18 protein-coding genes, 1 riboswitch and 1 other annotated feature are annotated in these 19,763 nt (G+C 43.6%); all 18 genes read right to left on the bottom strand.

The window, feature by feature from the left end; all coding sequences use genetic code 11:
• Positions 1 to 94: 94 nt before the first annotated feature.
• The 18 genes from pyrR to NX903_RS07650 all read right to left on the bottom strand — a co-directional run bounded on the left by pyrR (position 95) and on the right by NX903_RS07650 (position 19,662).
• Entirely contained in the window at positions 95 to 640 is a 546-nt protein-coding gene (gene pyrR / locus NX903_RS07735) for a bifunctional pyrimidine operon transcriptional regulator/uracil phosphoribosyltransferase (protein WP_003232127.1), read from the bottom strand.
• Positions 641 to 822: 182 nt separating this feature from the next.
• On the bottom strand, positions 823 to 1,734 hold the full coding sequence (locus tag NX903_RS07730) for an RluA family pseudouridine synthase (RefSeq protein WP_086343823.1): 912 nt from the start codon (positions 1,732 to 1,734) through the stop codon (positions 823 to 825).
• Position 1,735: 1 nt separating this feature from the next.
• Positions 1,736 to 2,200 carry a signal peptidase II gene (lspA, locus tag NX903_RS07725; protein WP_003245047.1) on the bottom strand — a complete coding sequence of 155 codons (465 nt, stop codon included), beginning with the start codon at positions 2,198 to 2,200 and terminating at the stop codon, positions 1,736 to 1,738.
• 102 nt (positions 2,201 to 2,302) lie between these two features.
• Positions 2,303 to 2,677, bottom strand: coding sequence for a sporulation-related RNA polymerase-binding protein YlyA (ylyA, locus tag NX903_RS07720; RefSeq protein WP_003245479.1), 375 nt, complete (start codon positions 2,675 to 2,677; stop codon positions 2,303 to 2,305).
• 144 nt (positions 2,678 to 2,821) lie between these two features.
• Positions 2,822 to 5,587 carry an isoleucine--tRNA ligase gene (ileS, locus tag NX903_RS07715; RefSeq protein ID WP_086343822.1) on the bottom strand — a complete coding sequence of 922 codons (2,766 nt, stop codon included), beginning with the start codon at positions 5,585 to 5,587 and terminating at the stop codon, positions 2,822 to 2,824.
• A 52-nt stretch (positions 5,588 to 5,639) separates the two neighbouring features.
• Positions 5,640 to 5,866 (bottom strand) — a binding site (T-box leader).
• 62 nt (positions 5,867 to 5,928) lie between these two features.
• Complete coding sequence (gene divIVA / locus NX903_RS07710; RefSeq protein ID WP_003221468.1) at positions 5,929 to 6,423, bottom strand: septum site-determining protein DivIVA; 495 nt, start codon at positions 6,421 to 6,423, stop codon at positions 5,929 to 5,931.
• A gap of 93 nt (positions 6,424 to 6,516) precedes the next feature.
• Complete coding sequence (locus NX903_RS07705; RefSeq protein WP_086343821.1) at positions 6,517 to 7,290, bottom strand: YlmH family RNA-binding protein; 774 nt, start codon at positions 7,288 to 7,290, stop codon at positions 6,517 to 6,519.
• 60 nt (positions 7,291 to 7,350) lie between these two features.
• Entirely contained in the window at positions 7,351 to 7,623 is a 273-nt protein-coding gene (locus NX903_RS07700) for a YggT family protein (RefSeq protein ID WP_003221463.1), read from the bottom strand.
• A 6-nt stretch (positions 7,624 to 7,629) separates the two neighbouring features.
• Positions 7,630 to 8,085, bottom strand: coding sequence for a cell division protein SepF (sepF, locus tag NX903_RS07695; protein ID WP_014479735.1), 456 nt, complete (start codon positions 8,083 to 8,085; stop codon positions 7,630 to 7,632).
• Positions 8,082 to 8,774, bottom strand: a complete 693-nt coding sequence (locus tag NX903_RS07690; RefSeq protein WP_014479734.1) for a YggS family pyridoxal phosphate-dependent enzyme — start codon at positions 8,772 to 8,774, stop codon at positions 8,082 to 8,084. Before NX903_RS07690 ends, sepF begins: the two co-directional genes overlap by 4 nt.
• Positions 8,775 to 8,780: 6 nt before the next feature.
• The gene (pgeF, locus tag NX903_RS07685; RefSeq protein WP_086343820.1) at positions 8,781 to 9,617 is read right to left on the bottom strand and encodes a peptidoglycan editing factor PgeF; all 837 of its coding nucleotides are present in this window, start codon (positions 9,615 to 9,617) and stop codon (positions 8,781 to 8,783) included.
• 162 nt (positions 9,618 to 9,779) lie between these two features.
• Positions 9,780 to 10,025: a YlmC/YmxH family sporulation protein gene (locus tag NX903_RS07680; protein ID WP_003232153.1), complete on the bottom strand. Its 246-nt coding sequence runs from the start codon at positions 10,023 to 10,025 to the stop codon at positions 9,780 to 9,782.
• Between the two features lie 82 nt (positions 10,026 to 10,107).
• Positions 10,108 to 11,388 (bottom strand): N-formyl-4-amino-5-aminomethyl-2-methylpyrimidine deformylase, encoded by a 1,281-nt coding sequence (ylmB, locus tag NX903_RS07675; RefSeq protein WP_086344596.1) that lies wholly within the window; start codon positions 11,386 to 11,388, stop codon positions 10,108 to 10,110.
• Between the two features lie 87 nt (positions 11,389 to 11,475).
• Positions 11,476 to 11,577, bottom strand: a riboswitch (TPP riboswitch).
• Positions 11,578 to 11,589: 12 nt separating this feature from the next.
• Positions 11,590 to 12,384 (bottom strand): ABC transporter ATP-binding protein, encoded by a 795-nt coding sequence (locus NX903_RS07670; RefSeq protein WP_086343819.1) that lies wholly within the window; start codon positions 12,382 to 12,384, stop codon positions 11,590 to 11,592.
• A 147-nt stretch (positions 12,385 to 12,531) separates the two neighbouring features.
• A complete protein-coding gene (sigG, locus tag NX903_RS07665; RefSeq protein WP_009967190.1) occupies positions 12,532 to 13,314 on the bottom strand; it encodes an RNA polymerase sporulation sigma factor SigG in 783 nt (260 codons plus the stop codon).
• Between the two features lie 139 nt (positions 13,315 to 13,453).
• Entirely contained in the window at positions 13,454 to 14,173 is a 720-nt protein-coding gene (gene sigE, locus NX903_RS07660) for an RNA polymerase sporulation sigma factor SigE (protein ID WP_003221446.1), read from the bottom strand.
• Positions 14,174 to 14,235: 62 nt separating this feature from the next.
• Complete coding sequence (gene spoIIGA, locus NX903_RS07655; RefSeq protein ID WP_003232163.1) at positions 14,236 to 15,165, bottom strand: sigma-E processing peptidase SpoIIGA; 930 nt, start codon at positions 15,163 to 15,165, stop codon at positions 14,236 to 14,238.
• Positions 15,166 to 15,360: 195 nt separating this feature from the next.
• On the bottom strand, positions 15,361 to 19,662 hold the full coding sequence (locus NX903_RS07650) for a bacillopeptidase F (RefSeq protein WP_086343818.1): 4,302 nt from the start codon (positions 19,660 to 19,662) through the stop codon (positions 15,361 to 15,363).
• Positions 19,663 to 19,763 lie beyond the last annotated feature (101 nt).

Raw genomic sequence — 19,763 nt, 5'->3', positions numbered from 1 at the left:
CAAAGAGGCATACAAAGACCTGCCGAATACTTTTTGGGCCTTTGTTGTGCACCTCTTTGCAACCTCTCTGGATTGCCCTTAAAAAGGTGATCTATTATTCGTTTTCATAAATGGCGACGAGATCGTTTTGGTCTACCTCATCAAGCTGAACCATAACCTTTTCAGACTTTGATGTCGGGATGTTTTTCCCGATATAATCCGCTCGGATCGGCAGCTCCCGGTGTCCTCTGTCCACAAGCACTGCAAGCTGAATGGAGGAAGGTCTGCCTACATCAACAAGCGCATCCATTCCTGCTCTGACTGTTCTTCCGGTATACAGAACATCATCAACGAGAATGACTTTTTGATCTGTAATATCTACCGGAATATCTGCACCTTTTACAAGCGGTTCATCGTTGCTCGTTTTTTTAGAAAGATCGTCTCTGTAAAGAGTAATATCAATTTCACCGACTGTAACAGGATTTCCCTCAATCTGTTCAATGCGTTCCGCAAGGCGTTTTGCCAGGTAAATCCCTCTTGTCTTAATGCCGACAAGAATGCAGTTATTCATTCCTTTATTGCGTTCGATCATTTCGTGAGCAATCCTGGTCAGCGCCCGTCTGATTGCCTGTTCGTCGAGAATGACAGCTTTTTGATTCAATGTGTGACACCTCACAGTTCATATAGAAGAAAAAACCCCTCCTGCCAGAGCATAGAGGGGTTTTAGGACAAGGTGCGCGCCTGTACACGCATCCCGTCTATCCGTTATCCTTCTCAGCCTCTCTGGACTGTTTTAAAGAATCTATTCAGCTTCGTTTATTATTTCAGAAAAGAAACCCTCTGTCAACCGTTTTTTCTAAGGTTTTCGATTAATTCTGCCATATCCTCGGGAAGCGGCGCTTCAAATTCGACATATTCTCCTGTTCGTGGATGGTCAAAACCTAAAACTCCCGCGTGAAGCGCTTGGCCATTAAAGTCGATTGTTTTTCTTGGGCCGTATTTCGGATCGCCTGCTAATGGGAATCCGATATATTTCATATGAACACGAATTTGATGGGTTCTCCCTGTTTCAAGCTGGCATTCCACTAACGTAAAATCCTGAAAACGCTCTAGTACATGAAAATGAGTGACAGCGTTTTTGCCATCACGTGTCACAGTCATGCTTTGACGGTCTTTCTTATCTCGTCCGATCGGCGCGTCAATTGTGCCATCATCGTGAGAAATAAGCCCGTGGACAACTGCCGTATATTTCCGCGTGACCGTTTTGTTGACCAATTGGTTTACAAGTGACTCGTGCGCCATATCATTTTTCGCCACCATTAATAAACCGGACGTGTCCTTATCGATTCTGTGAACAATACCCGGACGCATCACGCCATTTATTCCGGAAAGGTCTGTGCAATGAGCCATAAGGCCGTTTACAAGTGTGCCCGTAAGATGCCCGGGTGCTGGGTGAACAACCATTCCGCGAGGTTTGTTGACGACCAGCACATCCTGGTCCTCATAATAAATATCCAGATCCATAGGCTCTGCCAGGACGTCGAGCGCTTCCGGTTCAGGTACAGTGACGGTCACCTGATCACCCGGCTGAATTTTATAATTCGCTTTCACCGCGCTTCCGTTCACGATAACCTGTCCGTCTTTTACCCATTGCTGAACCTGGGTTCTTGACCAATCATTCTCAGTCGATGCCAAAAATTTATCAATCCGCTCACTTTTTTGTTCTTCTGAAGCGGTTATATCAATTTGATTCATGCTATTGCTCCTTTTTCTTTTTCCCGCTGTCCAACAGCATTTGTATAAATAAAAGCATTACGCCGACACATAGTGAAGAGTCCGCGATGTTAAATATCGGGTAATTGTAATTGACAATAATAACATGGATAAAATCCACAACTTCCTGTCTGACAGCCCGATCGATAAAGTTGCCGATGGCACCGCCAAGCATAAGTCCGAGGGCAACACCAAGAAGCCTTTGTCCTTTTGTATAACGCTGTATGTAATAAACAATACCAATAATAACAGCGGTTGTTATGAGGTAGAAAAACCACATCTGACCCGCTAATATCCCCCATGCAGCACCCGTATTGCGATGGGAGGTGATATAGAATACCTGATCAATGATCGGAATGCTTTGGCCAAGTTCCATGTTCTTAACAACTAGCCATTTTGTCAATTGATCGGCTGCAATAATAAGTAGTGCAATCATATAATACAGCACAAACGTTCCTCCAGTTTACGGTTACTTTAATCCATTATGCATTTTATCAATAAAAAGCACTGGAGTAAAGAAATATCAGGCATAATAACCGGCCAGACACTGTTATTCATACAGTGCCTGACCATATTCGATATCCGTTGATTTCCATATCGGAAGCGTTTTTTTCTCAAATTGGACAGAATAAAGAAAATCGTTTGCTGTTCGGGCCGTCGGCAGCACTGCCAGCTTTGCAAGAGGAATGGGAGCCCCGGTTTCTTCACAGTATCCGAATGTGCCGTTTTCGATTTTGGACAATGCAAGGAGAACGTCTTGAAGTTCTTCTTTAATATGATAGATCAGAGTTGCTTTTTGTTTTTGATTGATTGCTGCTTGCGGGCTTGTAGAAACCTGAAAGCAAGAATACTCAAATAATCTGGACTGTAATTCTTCTTTCATCAGAAGAAGTTCCGTATAAATTGCGGTCAGTTGATCATTCATTCTTCACAACTCCTGCTCTTAACGTAGTATCTTTATTGTTGCCTGCGAATGATGATCTAAAGCCCATAAGATTTTTCCTGTCGTTCTAAAGGATGTCACTCTTGGCACAAAAAAAGCCCGGCTTTTAAGCCGGGCTCTTTTGCATTATTTTTGATAGTATTTTTCAACGATTTCAGCGTTGCGTAATGAAAGTGTAGGATATTTCGGATTTGCCCCTACATCTTTTGAAATCACACGAGATCTCTCACACATTTCGCCTTCAGCTTTCTCGACAGCGATTTTACCTGTCGCAAAGCTTTGCGCATCGTTCGGCGCTTCATTTTCTTCGCTGATTGTCAGTTCAGACACAATAAACAGCTGAGAAAGGTTTTCTTTTATGGAAGCCAAGAGCTCCTTGTTTTCTTTGTTTGGATACAATTTCAGGTTTGCTTCCAAAGATTTACCGATAATTTTTTCATTTCGCGCAGTTTCTAATGCTTTTAACACGTCATCACGAAGAGCCATAAAGCGGTCAAATTTTTCTTCAGTCGCTTCACTGTTTGGAACCGCGATTGTTTCCGGCATATCGGTCAGCTGAACGCTCTGCTCTTCAACAAATGTTAAATGAGACCACAATTCGTCTGCCGTATGTGGAAGGATAGGCGCTGAAAGCTTCACTAATGCAAGAAGCGTTTCGTAGAATACTGTCTGCATGCTGCGTCTATCCGGATGATCCGCATGCTCGATGTAGACAATATCTTTTGCAAAATCAAGGTAGAATGAGCTCAATTCGATTGTGCAGAAATTATGAATGCTGTGATACACAACCGCAAATTCGTACTCATCATACGCTTTTTTCACTTTATCAATCAGCTTGTTCAGCTTAATCAGCATATACTGATCCACTTCGCGAAGATCTTCGACAGCCACCGCATTTGTTTTTGGATCAAAATCGAAAAGGTTGCCGTGAAGGAAACGGAACGTGTTGCGGATTTTACGATATACTTCCGCAACCTGCTTCAGAATGGCGTCAGACACGCGAACGTCCGCCTGATAATCCACTGAAGATACCCATAATCTTAAGATGTCGGCACCAAGCTGTTTCATAACTTTAGCCGGAACAACAACGTTACCGATTGATTTACTCATCTTGCGTCCTTCTCCATCCAGTGCGAACCCATGGCTGAGCACACCTTTATACGGCGCTTTCCCTGTTACGGCTACTGCTGTAGAAAGAGAAGAGTTAAACCAGCCGCGATATTGGTCAGATCCCTCTAAGTATAAATCAGCCGGGCGAACGAGGTCATCACGTTCTTCAAGCACTGCTTGATGTGAAGAGCCTGAATCAAACCAAACATCCATGATATCCTGTTCTTTTGTAAATGTGCCGTTCGGGCTGCCAGGATGCGTAAAGCCTTCCGGAAGAAGATCCTTTGCTTCTTTTTCAAACCAAATGTTTGATCCGTGCTGTCTGAACAATTCAGAAACATGTTCAATGGTTTCATCTGTAATAATCGGTTCTCCGTTTTCAGCGTAAAATACCGGAATCGGCACACCCCACGCACGCTGTCTGGAAATACACCAGTCTCCGCGGTCCCGAACCATGTTGTGCAAACGCTGCTCGCCCCATTCAGGAACCCATTTGGTTTCTTTAATGGCATCCAGCAGGTCTGATCTGAAATCTTTAATAGACGCAAACCATTGCGCTGTCGCTCTGAAAATGGTTGGTTTTTTTGTTCTCCAATCATGCGGATAAGAGTGAGTAATGAATTCAAGCTTCACAAGTGCGCCTTTTTCATCAAGCTGCTGTGTGATCGCTTTGTTTGCATCATCATAGAACATACCTTCAAAGCCAGGGGCTTCGCTTGTCATTACACCTTTTTCATCGACCGGGCAAAGCACATCTAAACCGTATTTTTGGCCGATGATAAAGTCATCTTCCCCATGTCCAGGCGCTGTATGAACACAGCCTGTTCCGGCATCAGTTGTTACGTGTTCACCAAGCATAACGAGAGAGTCTCTGCCATATAGCGGGTGTTCAGCGATAATGTTCTCAAGGTCTTTTCCTTTGACCGTTCTTGTCACTTCATACTGATCAAATCCGCATGCCAATGCAACATTTTCGACTAAGGCACTTGCTACGACAAAGCGGTCTTCACCTACTGCAATCACGCTGTACTCAAGATCAGGGTGCACTGAAATTCCGAGGTTCGCCGGAATTGTCCAAGGCGTTGTTGTCCAAATAATGATGCGCTCGCCATTTTCAAGAACGCCTTTTCCGTCTTTTACACCAAAAGCGACGTAAATAGATGCTGAACGTTTGTCTTGATATTCGATCTCGGCTTCAGCCAGAGCAGACTCACTTGAAGGTGACCAGTTAACCGGTTTAAGGCCTTTGTAAATGTAGCCTCGTTTTGCCATTTCACCAAATACGCGGATTTGCTGCGCTTCGTATTCCGGTTTTAATGTCACATATGGGTTTTCCCAGTCACCGCGGACACCAAGACGTTTGAATTGCTCACGCTGTCCCTCGATTTGCTTCCAAGCGTACTCTTCGCACAGTTTGCGGAATTCCGCTACTGACATTTCTTTGCGGTTGACCTTTTTGTTTTTTGTCAGAGCTGTTTCAATTGGCAATCCGTGTGTATCCCAGCCCGGCACATACGGTGCGTTGTAGCCGCTCATTGATTTATAGCGGACAATGAAGTCTTTCAAAATCTTGTTAAGTGCATGGCCCATATGGATGTCGCCGTTTGCATACGGAGGTCCGTCATGTAAAACAAATTTCGGGCGGTCTTTCGTCCGTTCCTGAACAAGACGGTAGATATCTTCTTCCTCCCATTTTTTTTGAATGTCAGGCTCACGGTTTGGCAAATTTCCACGCATCGGGAAATCTGTTTTCGGCATTAAGAGCGTGTCTTTAAAATCCATTTTCATTCCTCCACTGCATTTTTTCAGAAAATAAAAAAAGCCCTCTCATCCCATAAGGGACGAGAAAGCTTATCTCGCGGTACCACCCTTTTAGAAAAAGCAAGCATACACTTTTTCCTCTTGAGCATCGTAACGTGATGAACGTCCTAACCTACTGTGAGTTCAGCAAGGAAACTAAAGGGCTGATCTACATGATTCCGGCCATCCCGGACTCTCACCATCTCCGGGTCGCTATGAAGGCCTGAAGGAAACATGACTGTCCCTTTCAACCGTTTTTTCATCTGAATTTATGAACGTATTATATTCGACAAGCTAAGAAAATGTCAAGATAATCAGAGAATTTATTCCTTTTCCTCAAATACAGCGTCGACTTCATACTCAAGGAGATGATCCCAATCGTCATTTTTCAGAAGATCAAGCTGAGCTTCAATCAGCATTTGGAAACGTGTTCTGAACACTTTAGACTGTTTTTTCAGCTCTTCAATTTCCATTGCAATTTTTCTTGATTTTGATAACGATTCGTTGATAATGCGATCAGCGTTTTTCTCCGCTTCCCGAACGATCAGCTTTGCTTCTTTTTGAGAATTGCGTTTTACGTCTTCAGCCGCTTCTTGAGCAACTAAAATTGATTTATTCAATGTCTCCTCAATATTGGCAAAGTGTCCGATTCTTTCATCAAGCTCATTGACTTTCGCTTCAAGCTCAGTTTTCTTGCGGAGAACAATTTCGTAATCTTTTCTGACTTGGGCTAGGAATTCATTTACTTCATCTTCATCATATCCGCGAAAACTTTTTGTAAACGTCTTGTTGTGAATATCATTTGGCGTTAATGGCATGATGCCACCTCCATTTTTACATTTCAGTACGGTTATCTAGTTCACATTATAAAACAAATTTCGCACAGATGGAGAAAAAAACTGAAAAACCGACTATTTTTGTCGTTCAAACGTAACTCTCCATTTGTCTTTTTTGGTTTTTCCTTCGATTTTTGTTAAGCTGCACCGGCCAAAACCTCTGATTGACAGCATGTCCCCTTCCGCGACTATGTATGAAGGATCTTCAACCACCTTCCAGTTCACTTTCACAAGGCCGTTTTTCACAAGCGTCTGTGATTTCTGGCGGGATTGCCTGCTCATAGAGGCGCAGACGGCGTCAAGCCTTAAAGAAGAAACCGTGTCATCTCTTATTTCGACATCAACTGCTGGAATGTTAAGGTCTGACAAGTCAATTTTCTCTAGGCTGACCGCCGCTTTGCCTGCTTGGATCAGCTGTGCAGCCACAAAATCAGCGGTATCGGCTGAGACAATCAATTGCACTGCTGTCTCAGAAAACACGATGTCACCGAATTTTTGCCGCTTTAATCCTATGCCCATTAATGCACCAAGCAGAGAACGATGATCTACTGAGACAAACTTGTCAGCATAACGGACGTTAAACGCCTGCAGTTCAAAATCTGATTCTTCCGGAGTAATGTACTCTGGAAACAGAATCGCCCGTTTCCGCTCCGCTCTGTCATAACCGCCGGAAAAAGCAAGCCCGACATCTGCCTGTCCCGTAACAGCAGAGAGGATGACCTGCTCTCGGGGGTCTAAAAAGTCGGTCAGCTTCATCCGGTACTGCTCCTGGACAATTCTTTTCCATTCGAGCGCCTGATCAATAAAGGCCCGCTCGTCTTTTCTGAAGTGCTGATATATATCGCTCATCGTCTTTCCCTTCTATGTAAAGAGGCTTGGCTGCTGCCAAGCCACTATCAAACTGTCACATTAAAACGCAATCATGCGATAAAGTCCCCACAAGCCGGTTGTCGCAAACCGAAGCACAAGTATTGCTACGATTGGTGAAATATCCAGCATTGCAATCGGAGGGATGATTTTTCTGAATGGTTCGAGATATGGTTCACAAATCGAAGCCAAAAAACGCCCGACTGCTGTTTCCCTCGTACTCGGCACCCATGACATAAAAATATATATGATCAGGGCAAATGAGTATATTGTGATTAATAAGCTTAAAACCGAAAAAACTTGATAAAGGATCATCTCGCTTTACCACCTCTGATGTTCGTCTTCAGATATGAGCTCAGAAATTGTGCCTGATACATCTACGTTGTCAGGCGTGCAGAGGAAAATATCTGAGCCGATTCTTTGAATATCGCCGCCGATGGCATAAACGGTTCCGCTTAAAAAGTCAACAATCCGCTTCGCCTGGTCATGCTGTATCCGCTGAAGATTGACGACAACTGCCCGCCGGTTCTTCAAATGGTCGGCTATTTCCTGCGCCTCCGCATAAACGCGCGGCTCACTCAACACCACTTTAGAGGATTTCTGAACACTTTGCAAGCTCACTACATTCTGTTTGCCCGAAGGTTTATTCCCCGTATAAGCCGGCTTTTCTTTTTGCTCATGCTCCTCATGAGATTCCCGCTCTGTCTCAATATATTCATATTCGTATTCTTCATCTTCCATTGAGAAAAAGTTTTTCAGTTTATTTTTCATACTCATTGCTGTACACCCCCTGTTTCATTTCCGACTAACGATGAGCCGATTCTAATATAAGTAGCTCCTTCTTCAATTGCAATTTCAAAATCATTTGACATGCCCATCGACAGTTCAGTACACGGAGCGTTCGGCTGGTTCAGCTTCTGAACCTGGTCACGGAGTTCTCTCAGCGACCTGAAACAGCTTCTGATCTGATCTTGATCATCAGTCAGCGGAGCCATTGTCATCAGTCCGGCAACAAGGATATGTTCGAAACCGGAAAGCTCCTGTATGAATGGAATGACTTCTTCTTTTTTCATGCCGTGTTTAGAAGGCTCAAGAGAGGTATTGACCTGCACAAAGCATCGTACAGTACCTTCAGCCCGTTTTTCAATTTCTTTCGCTAATGAGAGCCGGTCTAGGGAATGGATATAGGAAACCGCATTGACGACAGATTTTGCTTTTCTTGATTGCAAACTGCCGATAAAATGCCATTCCGGATTCCCTTTCATCAATTCCTGTTTGCGGAGCAGTTCCGCATCCCGATTCTCTCCGAGGCAGGTGATGCCAGCATCTACTGCCTCCTGTGCTCTTTCAGGTGATACATATTTTGTGACTGCAATAACCGTAACTTCATCGGAGCTGCGGCCCGATCTGTTACATGCTTCGTTTATTCGTTCGTTTATATGTCGTAAATTATCAACAACACGCAAGATCTTTTATGCCTCCTTCATTCCGATAAAGGACATCATCCGTCCAGTTTTCCCCTGATCGCGGCGATGAGAATAGAAAAGAGACGGCTCGCTTTCCGTGCATAAACCGCTGACAGAAATTTGTTCACTTGCCAAACCGCTGTCCATCAGTATAAGACGGTTCAGCTCTTTCAGATCAAGCTGATATTGTGCCTTTGCCGTCTGATTGGCGGCAAGGTCTGCTGAAACCGGCAATGCACGAACAGCATCCATGACGCGGTCGTCTACCGTATAGCATGCTCCGCTGATAGACGGGCCAATAACAGCGTAAATATCTGAGGGATTTGAACCTTCCTTCTCAGTCCATTGCTTCACCATTTCTCTGCCAATCTGTTTGACGGTGCCTTTCCACCCGGCATGGGCGACTCCGACAAGCGACTTAACCGGATCATAAAAGAAAAGAGGCACACAATCAGCAAAGCATAATGCTAAAAATACATTTTTTTCATTTGTATAGAGCCCGTCCGTTGCTTTTAGAGCCGTGTGATACTCACGGGTGCCTTTTCCCCTATCCCTCTGCGTCACTTTCTGAACGCGATTATCATGTGTCTGATCAGCGAATACCCAAGACTGCAAATCAGTATTAAACATATCGGCAATATATTCACGATTTTTAACTACATCTGCATCTTTGTCATGAACGTGCAATCCTGTATTTAACGATTCAAAAGGCTTTTGGCTGACACCGCCGTTTTTTGTCGTAAATCCGGCAATGACCTCTTTGTTGTTTTGATTCGTTTGAGCCCAGTCTTGTATCATGAGTGTCGAGGGTGTGGTAAGACTGAATGGGTGATATGTATTCATGATGATCCAACCTTTCGACAAACATTTAAAAAAGCGGAATTTCCCACTTATTTTACCACATCTTACTGCATTCGTTGAGCGCCGATTTGCATATTTCTAAATGAAATGTGCCGGAAGAATCGAGACTTCCGGCATTTGCCAATCTGCGGCAGAGAAGCAGGTTTATGCATGCGGTTCACTTAATCGGACTAAGATTACATCTTCCCCGATTTTTACTATATTTCGCCATGGAATGACCAATTCCTCTTCTTTTCCAAAAAATCCGAGAACTTTCCCATTTCCTCCGAGTATGATCGCCTGAATTTTTCCAGTAGTCACATTGATATCAATATCACCAATACTCCCCAGCTTTTTTCCGTTTGAGACATTGACGACATCCTTTACCTGAAATTCTGAAATGCTGATCATTCCATCACGTCCTTTTTCCGTCCTTTTGTTCAAGTATATGAACGGGCAGGCTGAACCTTGTCAGCAAGAAGAAATTTTCATGTCATTGTTCTTTTTTCCGGCTGCACCAGCTGATGATAAAATCGAGTATAATTTTTGTATACTCTACTAGCTGCTCAATCGATACCTTCTCGTTCACAGAGTGTGCATTGTGCAGATCTCCAGGACCGTATATTACGCATGGAATACCGGCATCATACAGCCATCCGCCATCTGTAACTGATTGAGAAACGTCAATAATTGGACACTCCCGTTTCACTTTCTCATGAGAGGCAGTTAGCGCTAAGACGCCTGGGTGGCCAGGGTCAACTTCCAATGCCGGAAAAATTTCTCCTCTGTCTTCTATCATAGATGAGCCTCCCCACTTGAATACAGGGCGGTTTTCCCTAAGCCAAATATCACTGTCACTCAGCCGATTGACGTAATCTTCTATTTCCGCTGCCACTTGGTCATGGGTTTCATTCGGATAAAAATGGACTGTGATCCACAGCCGGCATCCGTCCGCTATAAAAGCCGCATGTCTGCCGCCTTCTATAACTGCCGGGTTAATCGTATTTGTGCCGGGTTTAAAACCGGGATAACTTTTCATAATAGACCAGTGGCGCTCAAGTTCACCGAGCCCCGCAATGATTTTTGCCATTTTTTCAATTGCGCTTGCTCCGAATGTTCCTCCGCCTGCATGAATCATATTCCGTCTCGTTCCATCATGAAATGTTTGACTGCTTTTGATTTCGATCCAGCCTGTAATGACACCGCCTTGGCCTTGAATATGCATATCGCTCGTATCCGCGACAATTGCAAAATCAGCGTGGTAGCCCCTCTTGCAGCATTCAAGTGTGCCGGCCTCTCCAACTTCCTCCCCAATAACCGATTGCAGAATCAGATCACCTGGAAGCTCAATGCCGGCTTCACGAAATAATTTGACAGCAAACAGCACACAAGCCATTCCGCCCTTCATATCGGAAGCGCCTCGCCCGATTAAGAGACCGTTTTTTTCAATGGGATGAAACGGATCGTGCTTCCATTCTTCATCCTCTTTTACCTCTGCCACATCTACATGACCATTGATAATCAGGCTATAATAATCTGCTGAATCTGTTCCCTTTAGCTTGCCGACAACATTGGGATCTCCAGGGTACACATCCCATTTGTCGATCGAGAATCCCAATTCATTTAAAAATCCCGCAATCCATGACTGAATGCCCTCTGTATTTCTTGCAGGCGGAGCGGGTGTTTGATAAGAAATCAGTGTTTTAGCAAGCTGAATAAGCTCCTCCTTTTGTTCTTCCACTTTTTTTTGCAAAGAGTCTATTTGTTGATCCAATGTAAATCCGCTCCTATTCTTTAAAATCAAAAAAGCCGTTTCAAATGTGATGAAACGGCTTAATAAAAACAAACGGAGTCCGATGTACTCCGCTTTTCACCGCTTCCCTCCGCTGGCATGATCCAGATCAGGTCAAAAGGGTTGAGACAAAGTCTCTCTCAGCTTCGTAAAGCACCCCTAGGATGAATCTATATATGTTTGTCAGGCATTCGTTATCGGCTCAGCTCTTGTTAAAAACGGCCGATCCTGATTCCATAATACATGGATTGGCATATCAAAAAAAGCGGAAAGTATTTGATCAGTAAGCATTTCCTTTATTTCTCCGGATCCAAAGACCTCTCCCTGTTTTAATAAAAGGGCTTTATCAAAGACAGGTAAAATTTCTTCAGCATGATGAGTCACATAAAGGATAGATGGTGCATTTTCTTTGTTTGCAATGTATGTAATCGTATCTAACAACTTTTCCCGGGCAATAAAATCCAGCCCTGTGACTGGTTCATCCAGTATCAGCAACTCCGGATCGGCCATTAGTGCTCTAGCAATCAACGCTCTTTGTTTTTCCCCTTGAGAAAGGGTTTCATAGCGGCGATCGGCATATTCAATTGCTCCCAAGTCCTCTAACAAACCAATCGCTTTTTCCCTGGTTTCCTTACTTGGCGTTTCATATAACCCAATCGAAGCGTAAGCTCCGCTCAAAGCAATTTCAAAGGCTGAATCTGCCGGATACAATTTTTGCTGAAGAGCTGCTGAGACGAGGCCAATTTTACGTCTGAGCTTTTCCCCAAGCTCTGTTTTGCCAAATTCATGGCCAAGCACCTGCATCTCGCCTGATGTTGGAAAATAATATGAACAAAGCATATTTAACAGCGCTGTCTTCCCGGCGCCATTTAGGCCGTAAAGCACCCAATTTTCCTTTTCTTCCACCTTCCAATGAATATCTCTCAGTATCCATTTCCCATTCCGTTTTAGTGAGACATTGTCAAGCTGCAAAATCATCGTGGTCCTCCTCTTTATTGCCTTTTATAATTGTTTTAATTTTCATAAAACTTTGTACGAACTAGGATACCTTACTTTTTCCAAAACGTAAACCATCCGTAATCAATAGAAAAGCCTTTAAAACAACATCGTTTTAAAGGCTTTTCATTATTGATGAATATTTTTATTCATTTGTTTGATAGCCGCTTTTTCAAGTCTGGACACCTGCGCCTGGGAAATTCCGATTTCCTCGGCGACTTCCATTTGGGTTTTCCCTTGGAAGAATCGCTTTCTCAAAATCATTTTTTCCCTATCGTTCAGCCTTCTCATGCCCTCTTTTAAAGCCAGCTCTTCAATCCATTGTGAATCTGTATTACGCTCATCACTGATTTGGTCCATCACATAGATCGGGTCTCCGCCGTCGTTATAGATCGGTTCAAATAGAGAAACCGGATCCTGGATGGCATCAAGCGCAAATACAATTTCCTCATGCGGTACTTCAAGAACTTTTGCGATGTCTTCTGCAGTCGGCTCCTTGCTTGTCTCACTGATTAACCGCTCTCTTACCTGAAGCGCCTTGTAAGCGATGTCCCGGAGTGATCTTGAGACACGGATCGGGTTATTATCGCGTAAATACCTGCGGATCTCTCCGATAATCATAGGTACAGCGTATGTTGAAAACTTAACATTGTGGCTTAGGTCAAAATTATCAATGGATTTCATTAGTCCGATGCAGCCGACTTGAAATAAGTCATCAACATACTCCCCTCTGTTATTAAATCGTTGAATGACACTTAAGACAAGACGCAAGTTCCCGTTTACAAGCTTTTCTCTTGCTGAATCATCGCCTTCATCCTGCAGCTGTCTAAACAGCTTTCTCATCTCTTCATTCTTGAGTACTGGTAATTTGGAGGTATCCACCCCGCAGATTTCGACTTTATTTCTCGACACTTTTTTCCCTCCCTACAGGAGCTGCTGTACAACGTTAAGTATCTCCTTGGGTGGGAAAAATATGCACTGCACTCAGACCGAAAAACTGTCGAAATCAGGAAATCCCTGTAAAATCAAGGGGTTCTAACCATAAATTTTTTTACACCATTTTGTTGAACTCTTTTCTCAATCTTTTTATAATTCTTTTCTCAAGCCGCGAAATATAAGACTGAGAAATCCCCATCATATCCGCTACATCCTTTTGGGTTTTTTCTTCTTCACCGACAAGCCCAAACCGCAGCTCCATGATTTGCTTTTCTCTCTCATTAAGCTGTTCAAGCGCTTTTTTCAAAAGCTTTTTATCGACGTTAGCTTCTATGTCTTTAGTGATGATGTCATCGTCAGTGCCGAGCACATCAGAAAGCAAAAGCTCATTGCCGTCCCAATCAATATTAAGCGGTTCATCAAAGGAAACCTCTGAACGGATTTTGTTATTTCTTCTTAAATACATCAGGATTTCATTTTCTATACACCGGGAGGCATAGGTAGCAAGCTTGATTTTCTTTTCTGGATTGAATGTATTCACAGCTTTGATTAGACCGATGGTACCGATGCTGATTAAATCCTCTATATTAATTCCCGTATTTTCAAATTTACGGGCGATATATACGACCAGACGCAAATTGCGTTCAATTAGAATGGCGCGCGCCGCCTGATCGCCGTTTGGGAGCTTCATTAACAAAACCTGCTCCTCATCTTTAGATAATGGAGGCGGCAGGGCTTCACTCCCGCCTATGTAATAGACTTCATCACTTTTCAGCCCAAGTTTCATCAGCAGCTTATACCAGAGGTGCGTCAACCGTAATTTCAGTTTTTTCATCTTCCTCTCCCTTCTAAATGTCACGCCGTTTGAGTATGATAAGTAACGGACATTTGCGAACATTATGAAACGTGTTTGACAGCCTTGCCCGAAAGCATTTTCGGATGAATAATCGCGTCAAACTCTCCATCTGCCGACAGCTTTGTTGTGCTGATGCCGATTAAACATTTATCTGCAGAGATCATTTCTTCTTTTGTCATAATCGTTACGTGATCCGGTTTAACGCATAATAAAAATTGATTTTGCTGACCAACTCCCCTGTATGGAATCAACCTCATTTTATCTAAAAAGCGAAAGGAATCATCGAGCTGTTCGATGGCTTCCAATGGGTCTGTGTTTCGAATGATCATCGTTTCGGCTGTTCCGAAAATCGGCTCCAGTTTATCAATGTAAATGATCATTACCGGTGTTTTTGTAAGAGGATCGTACAGCTGATTACCGGAATCAATCAGGCCTCTGACATGAAGTGTTTGGCTGCCCAAATCTGCCTGCACGCTGACTCGTTCCTCATATTGAATGTTTTTTGTTTCAATATCTTCAATTCTTCTTTTAGAAAAAAACCATAATGCTGGAAAGCCACCAACAATAAACAGCCAGCTGATCGGGTCTCCAAACCCTGTTTGATTGGTAATCATGACACCGTTTTGAACAATAGAATTTGACTGCAGCAAAGAATGGGCTCCTATAATTCCTCCCCCCATTAAAAAAGTGGCAAAATAAAAGGAAAACAAATTTTGAAAGAAAAACCGAAATCTTTTAAAGCCAAATGTCACCACCACAATCACAACTGAAAAAGCTAGCTTCCCAGCCGGATGTTCAACAATCGGCGAAAAAGGAGTAAACATCAAAAGGACAATACTGGAACCGATGAACGCTCCGCCTACCAGTCTTCTTTTTTTTACATGCCTTTTTAAAATAAATGCCGTGAGCAAAAGCAAAAGTGCATCAAAACAAAAGTTTAACAGCCAAATGACATCTAAATAGATTTTCACATCTGACTCCTTTCTTTCTTGCCTCACGCTGTTCCCCTTCTTGCTTCATAAGTATAAAGCAAGCTCTGTGGGAAAGTCTGTCAATTAATGTTGAGAGGAAAATACAATTTTTCAGGGAAATCTGCTTAATTTGTCGAGGAAGTGTAATGAGAGGATATATAAAAAAGCTGCCAATGACGGCAGCTTTTTTTCCACTTAATTTTCTGTGTTGATATTAAGTTTTCCATTCGCAGTTTTTCTTGTTTCATTTCCATAATCATCTCGTACGATCACTTCTACTTTTGCTCCTTTTGCTTTAATAGAAGAAGTGGCTGTCCAATAGCCTTCATATCTTCCCGGAGAAATTTCTCTTAACGGGAGTTCGGTGGCATTTTGCACACTCGCTCTTGCATTGGTCAGCGGCATACGAATGATAAACGTTGCATCTAAATCCTCAGCGCTTGAGAAAGCGATTTTCACAGATTCACCGGCTTTTAAGTTTTTATCCTCTCCCGGAATTAAGCCGGAAATGACAGGCTTATCAAAATTGACATCAATGACAGCCTTTTTCGTCGTTTTGTTGCCTGCTAAGTCTGTAGCAATCACCTTGATTTCATTGCTTCCATTCTCCAAAAGAATCCGGGCTGAGTATGAACCATCGGTTATTGTTGCTTTTTTGCCATTCACCTTGACGTCTTTCAGATTGTCATCGGATACAGCCCCTTTGACAGTCAGCGTTTCTTTATTTGTTTTCCCGCCATCCTTTGGAGTGTCCAGCGTTAACTCAGGCTTTTCTTGATCAAGCGTGACCGTGATTGGGCTGGAGGCATCTGTTGTTCCGTTGTCAGTTGCTGCAGTTGCCGTCAGCTCATTTTCACCCTTGTTGAGTGTGATGCCTGCATGGAACGTGCCATCCGCAGCAGCTTTCGTTTCTCCTGCCTCTTTCTCTCCATTATAAATGTGTACCGTTGTACCAGGAGAAGCGTTTCCTTTTACAGTGACGCTATCCTTATTTGTGTATGATTTGTCTGTCGGTGAAGTAATCTCAGGTACAGCAGCTTCATAATTAACTAATGCGCGAATCATATAGTTGCCGTCTGCTTCGTCACCCGGCTCCCATTGTCCACCTATATACTGCCAGTTGCGGCCGGAATTCTTGCCGGTTTCATCCATTGCCAGTCCAGGTGAATACGGGTCAGGTTTCGACTGGATATATACGAGATAAAAGTCTTTATCGACCATAATCCCTTTTGAACTGAGATCTACCTTAGTCCACTCGCCATTGCGAAGAGCTTCAGCGTTAAATGGCCCGGCAATTTTCTTGCCCGGTGCTCCGTCTTTTCCTGTAGCATCATATACCTCAACCTTAAACTCTGTACCGCCTGGATCTGGGAACTCTGTATCCCAGAATCTGAACAGCCCTCCTGTAAGCATGCCTTTGTCCTTGCCGTCAGCCAGCGTCATTTTTACCGCCCATCCGTTACCGGCAGCAAAATAGGAATTGGCATTCTCCGCTGTTCCGTCATCATATGCAATTTCACCCGGATAACCGACGAAAGGCTTCAATGCAGTTTCTTTTGTAACATCACCTTTTAACTCAACGGAAAATTCATCACTGTAATAACCCGGTGCAGCGACTTTAATCGTATAAGCGCCTTCATAGGCCTCCAGCGTATATTCACCTTTATCGTTTGTCATAGCCGGTTCCACCGCAGCATCCTCTACAACATAAACGGAAGCGCCTTTTACCGGCTCTCCTGTCGTTTTATTGATGACCGTGCCTTTTAATGTGCCCTTCTTCATCTCTTCTAACGTAAAATTAGCTTGTGTCGTCTGATCCGTCTTTAAAGACACTTTTTGTGTTTTCGACTGATAACCATATGCTTCTGCCATAAGCGTATAGTCTCCCGCTTTGTGCTTCAGCGTGTACTGCCCTGTGGATTGATCTGAATATGTTGATTTTCCTGTTTCCACTACACTGACTTGTGCCCTGAGCGGCAAAACTTGAGGCTGTATAGCCTTGTTCTGATGTTTTACCGCTGTGTTTGCAGATGGCTTAGCCTTTTTCGGATTTACTGGCTTTTTCTTTTGCTTTCCAGACGGCTTTTCGACGCCCAGCTTATTCTTTTTGACTGTTTTTCCGGCTGATTTGTCAGAAAGCACTACATCATCAATGTACCAGCCCTCTTTTGCAATGCTTTCATCTGATTGAAGGTTAAACATCACTTGAATGTTTTGGCCTTTATAAGCCGATAAATCAATTTCTTCTTCCGTCCAGCTTGATGTCTTTCCGTTATAGACACCAGCCTGCTCCCAATTCTTTTCACCTTCCGGAAGAACAAAAACGTAGCCGTAATCAAAATCATCCTCTAAATTGTGCCAGCTTTTAAATTGAAGAAACAAACTTCCTGAATCAGGTACTTTAACAGGAGGCATAACAAGGTTCATGTTTGCTGAGTTGGCATAATTTCCTGTCAAATTCGTTCCATATACTTTTTCTCCGGATGCTGCTGTATTTGGGCCAGTTGACGGAACTCCCCATTCCCAGTTATTATTTGTTCCGCTCGCAACCCAGCCGCCGGGTGCAGTTTCAAAGTCCTGCTTATATCCCGCCGTGATGCTTGGTTTCACTGTTACATCGTATATGTCAGACGAAACCACATGACCGCCAAAATCGTGAATCATCCACTTATAGCTTAGTTTAGTTCCTTTTATATCTGGGATCTCTGCCTGATACGTTCCTTTTAGATGATCACCGCTGATTCGTTTAGCCGTTATTTCTGTCCATTCACCTTGATCAAGCTTGTAGGACAGCTTTACAGACGTCACACTCACATTGTCTTCAGCTGTCAATGTCAATGGCAGGCTGCCGCCTTCATAGGCTTCAGTTACTTTCTCATGCTGATAGACAGGAGGCTCTTGGTCATCCCCCTCTACAGAAACTTGTCCTTCCGCTTTCCCTAAACCATCTGTAACAGCGGATACAGCATCAAAAGCATTCACCAGACCATGGCCATATCCGTTATTCGGTGAATCAGGAAATGTTGAATCCGTGAGCGGTTCAGCCGTGCTGGTTAATATATCCTCCATCTCATCAACAGAAAGTGAGGCATTCGCCTGTTTTAGCAGTGCAGCAACAGCGGATACATGCGGCCCTGCCATTGATGTGCCGTCCCATCCATCCTCATATGTCTGACCGGGAACGGATGAACGAATATTTACGCCCGGTGCAGATATTTCCGGCTTTGTTTCATCATATGGAGATGGCCCTTGAAGAGAAAAGTCAGCGAGCTTTTTATTGATATCAGTCGCTCCAGTTGCAAACGATTCTGGATAGTTTGCCGGATTTGCGATAGAACCAGGCCCGCCGGGAATAAAGAGATCCGTATTCCCCGCTGAAAACTCTGGGAAAATATCGGCCGCACGCCAGGCATTGACCATGTCTCTGTACCATTCATCAAGTCCAGAGCCCCCTCCCCATGAGTTATTGACAACATCAGGAGCCATTTCCGGGTGGGGATTTCCTTCCGCGTCCTTTGGTGCTAAAACCCATTCACCAGCTTCCAAAATGTCAGCATCAGTGCCGCCATCTTCAGAGAACGCTTTAACAGCAATCCATTTTGCGCCAGGCGCTACACCGATTTGATTTGTTCCATCAGGTTCAGAGCCCACCATCGTGCCTGTCACATGGGTTCCATGAGCCAAATCATCATAAGGGCTTGCTTCTCCTGCTACGGCATCATACCAGTTCATTTCATTTTCAGGCTCATTAGGATTTTCCGGATTATATCCGCGATATTTCTCTTTTAATGCCGGATGATTCCATTCCACCCCGGTATCAATGGACGCAACAACCGTGCCAGTTCCATCATATCCAAGTGCCCAAGCTTTTGGGGCATCGATTTGGTCTACATTCCATTCCACACCGTCAGTTGCTTTAATAGCTTTCTGTGCTTTTTTCATATTAAATGGGGAGGATGACTTAAAAAGCTGCCGTTTCTCATTAGGAAGCACCTTTTCCACTTCGGGAAACTGCGCCACTTTTTCCATAACCTCTTTTGAGGCATGAACAGCAATCCCGTTCACCACATAATAAGAATGAATTTGGTCTGCATTTCCTTTATCTTTCTGGGTGTTCAAGTATTTTAGGACATCTTGCTGGGATTCATCGGCTGTGACTTTTAAAGATGACACAACAGCAGAACGCTTTTGATATTCCGCCTTAGCGGCAGACAGCTTCTTCGATTTCGCTTTTTTAACAGCCGCTTTTGCCGCTTTTTCTGTGTTAGCCTGATCTTTAAATTTAATCAGAAAAGTCGTTTTTTCTTTCTTTTTAAAGCTTTTCTTTAATGAACTCGAAATCTTGTTTTGAATGGATTCCGCAGATTGAAGCTCCTTTTTAACAGAAGGTGAGGTGACTTTACTGCTTGCCCCGGCTGCTCCCGGAAACAGCAGTGAACTGATGACAACTGTACTTAAAACAGAGCTGATGAGTCTGTTTTTCGTTTTTTTCTTCATTTTCATCCCCCTTTTTCAACATGCTTTTTAAAAAAAGTGTCGTCCCTCCTTTTAATAATGAATGGTTTGTCAGAACATCGCTGTATATTAACTGTAGACAA

The organism is Bacillus sp. FSL R5-0576 (genome assembly GCF_038004765.1).
Lineage (GTDB): Bacteria > Bacillota > Bacilli > Bacillales > Bacillaceae > Bacillus > Bacillus subtilis.
The sequence above is the reverse complement of the archived record's forward strand: the minus strand, read 5'-3'. Positions and strand labels throughout refer to the sequence as shown.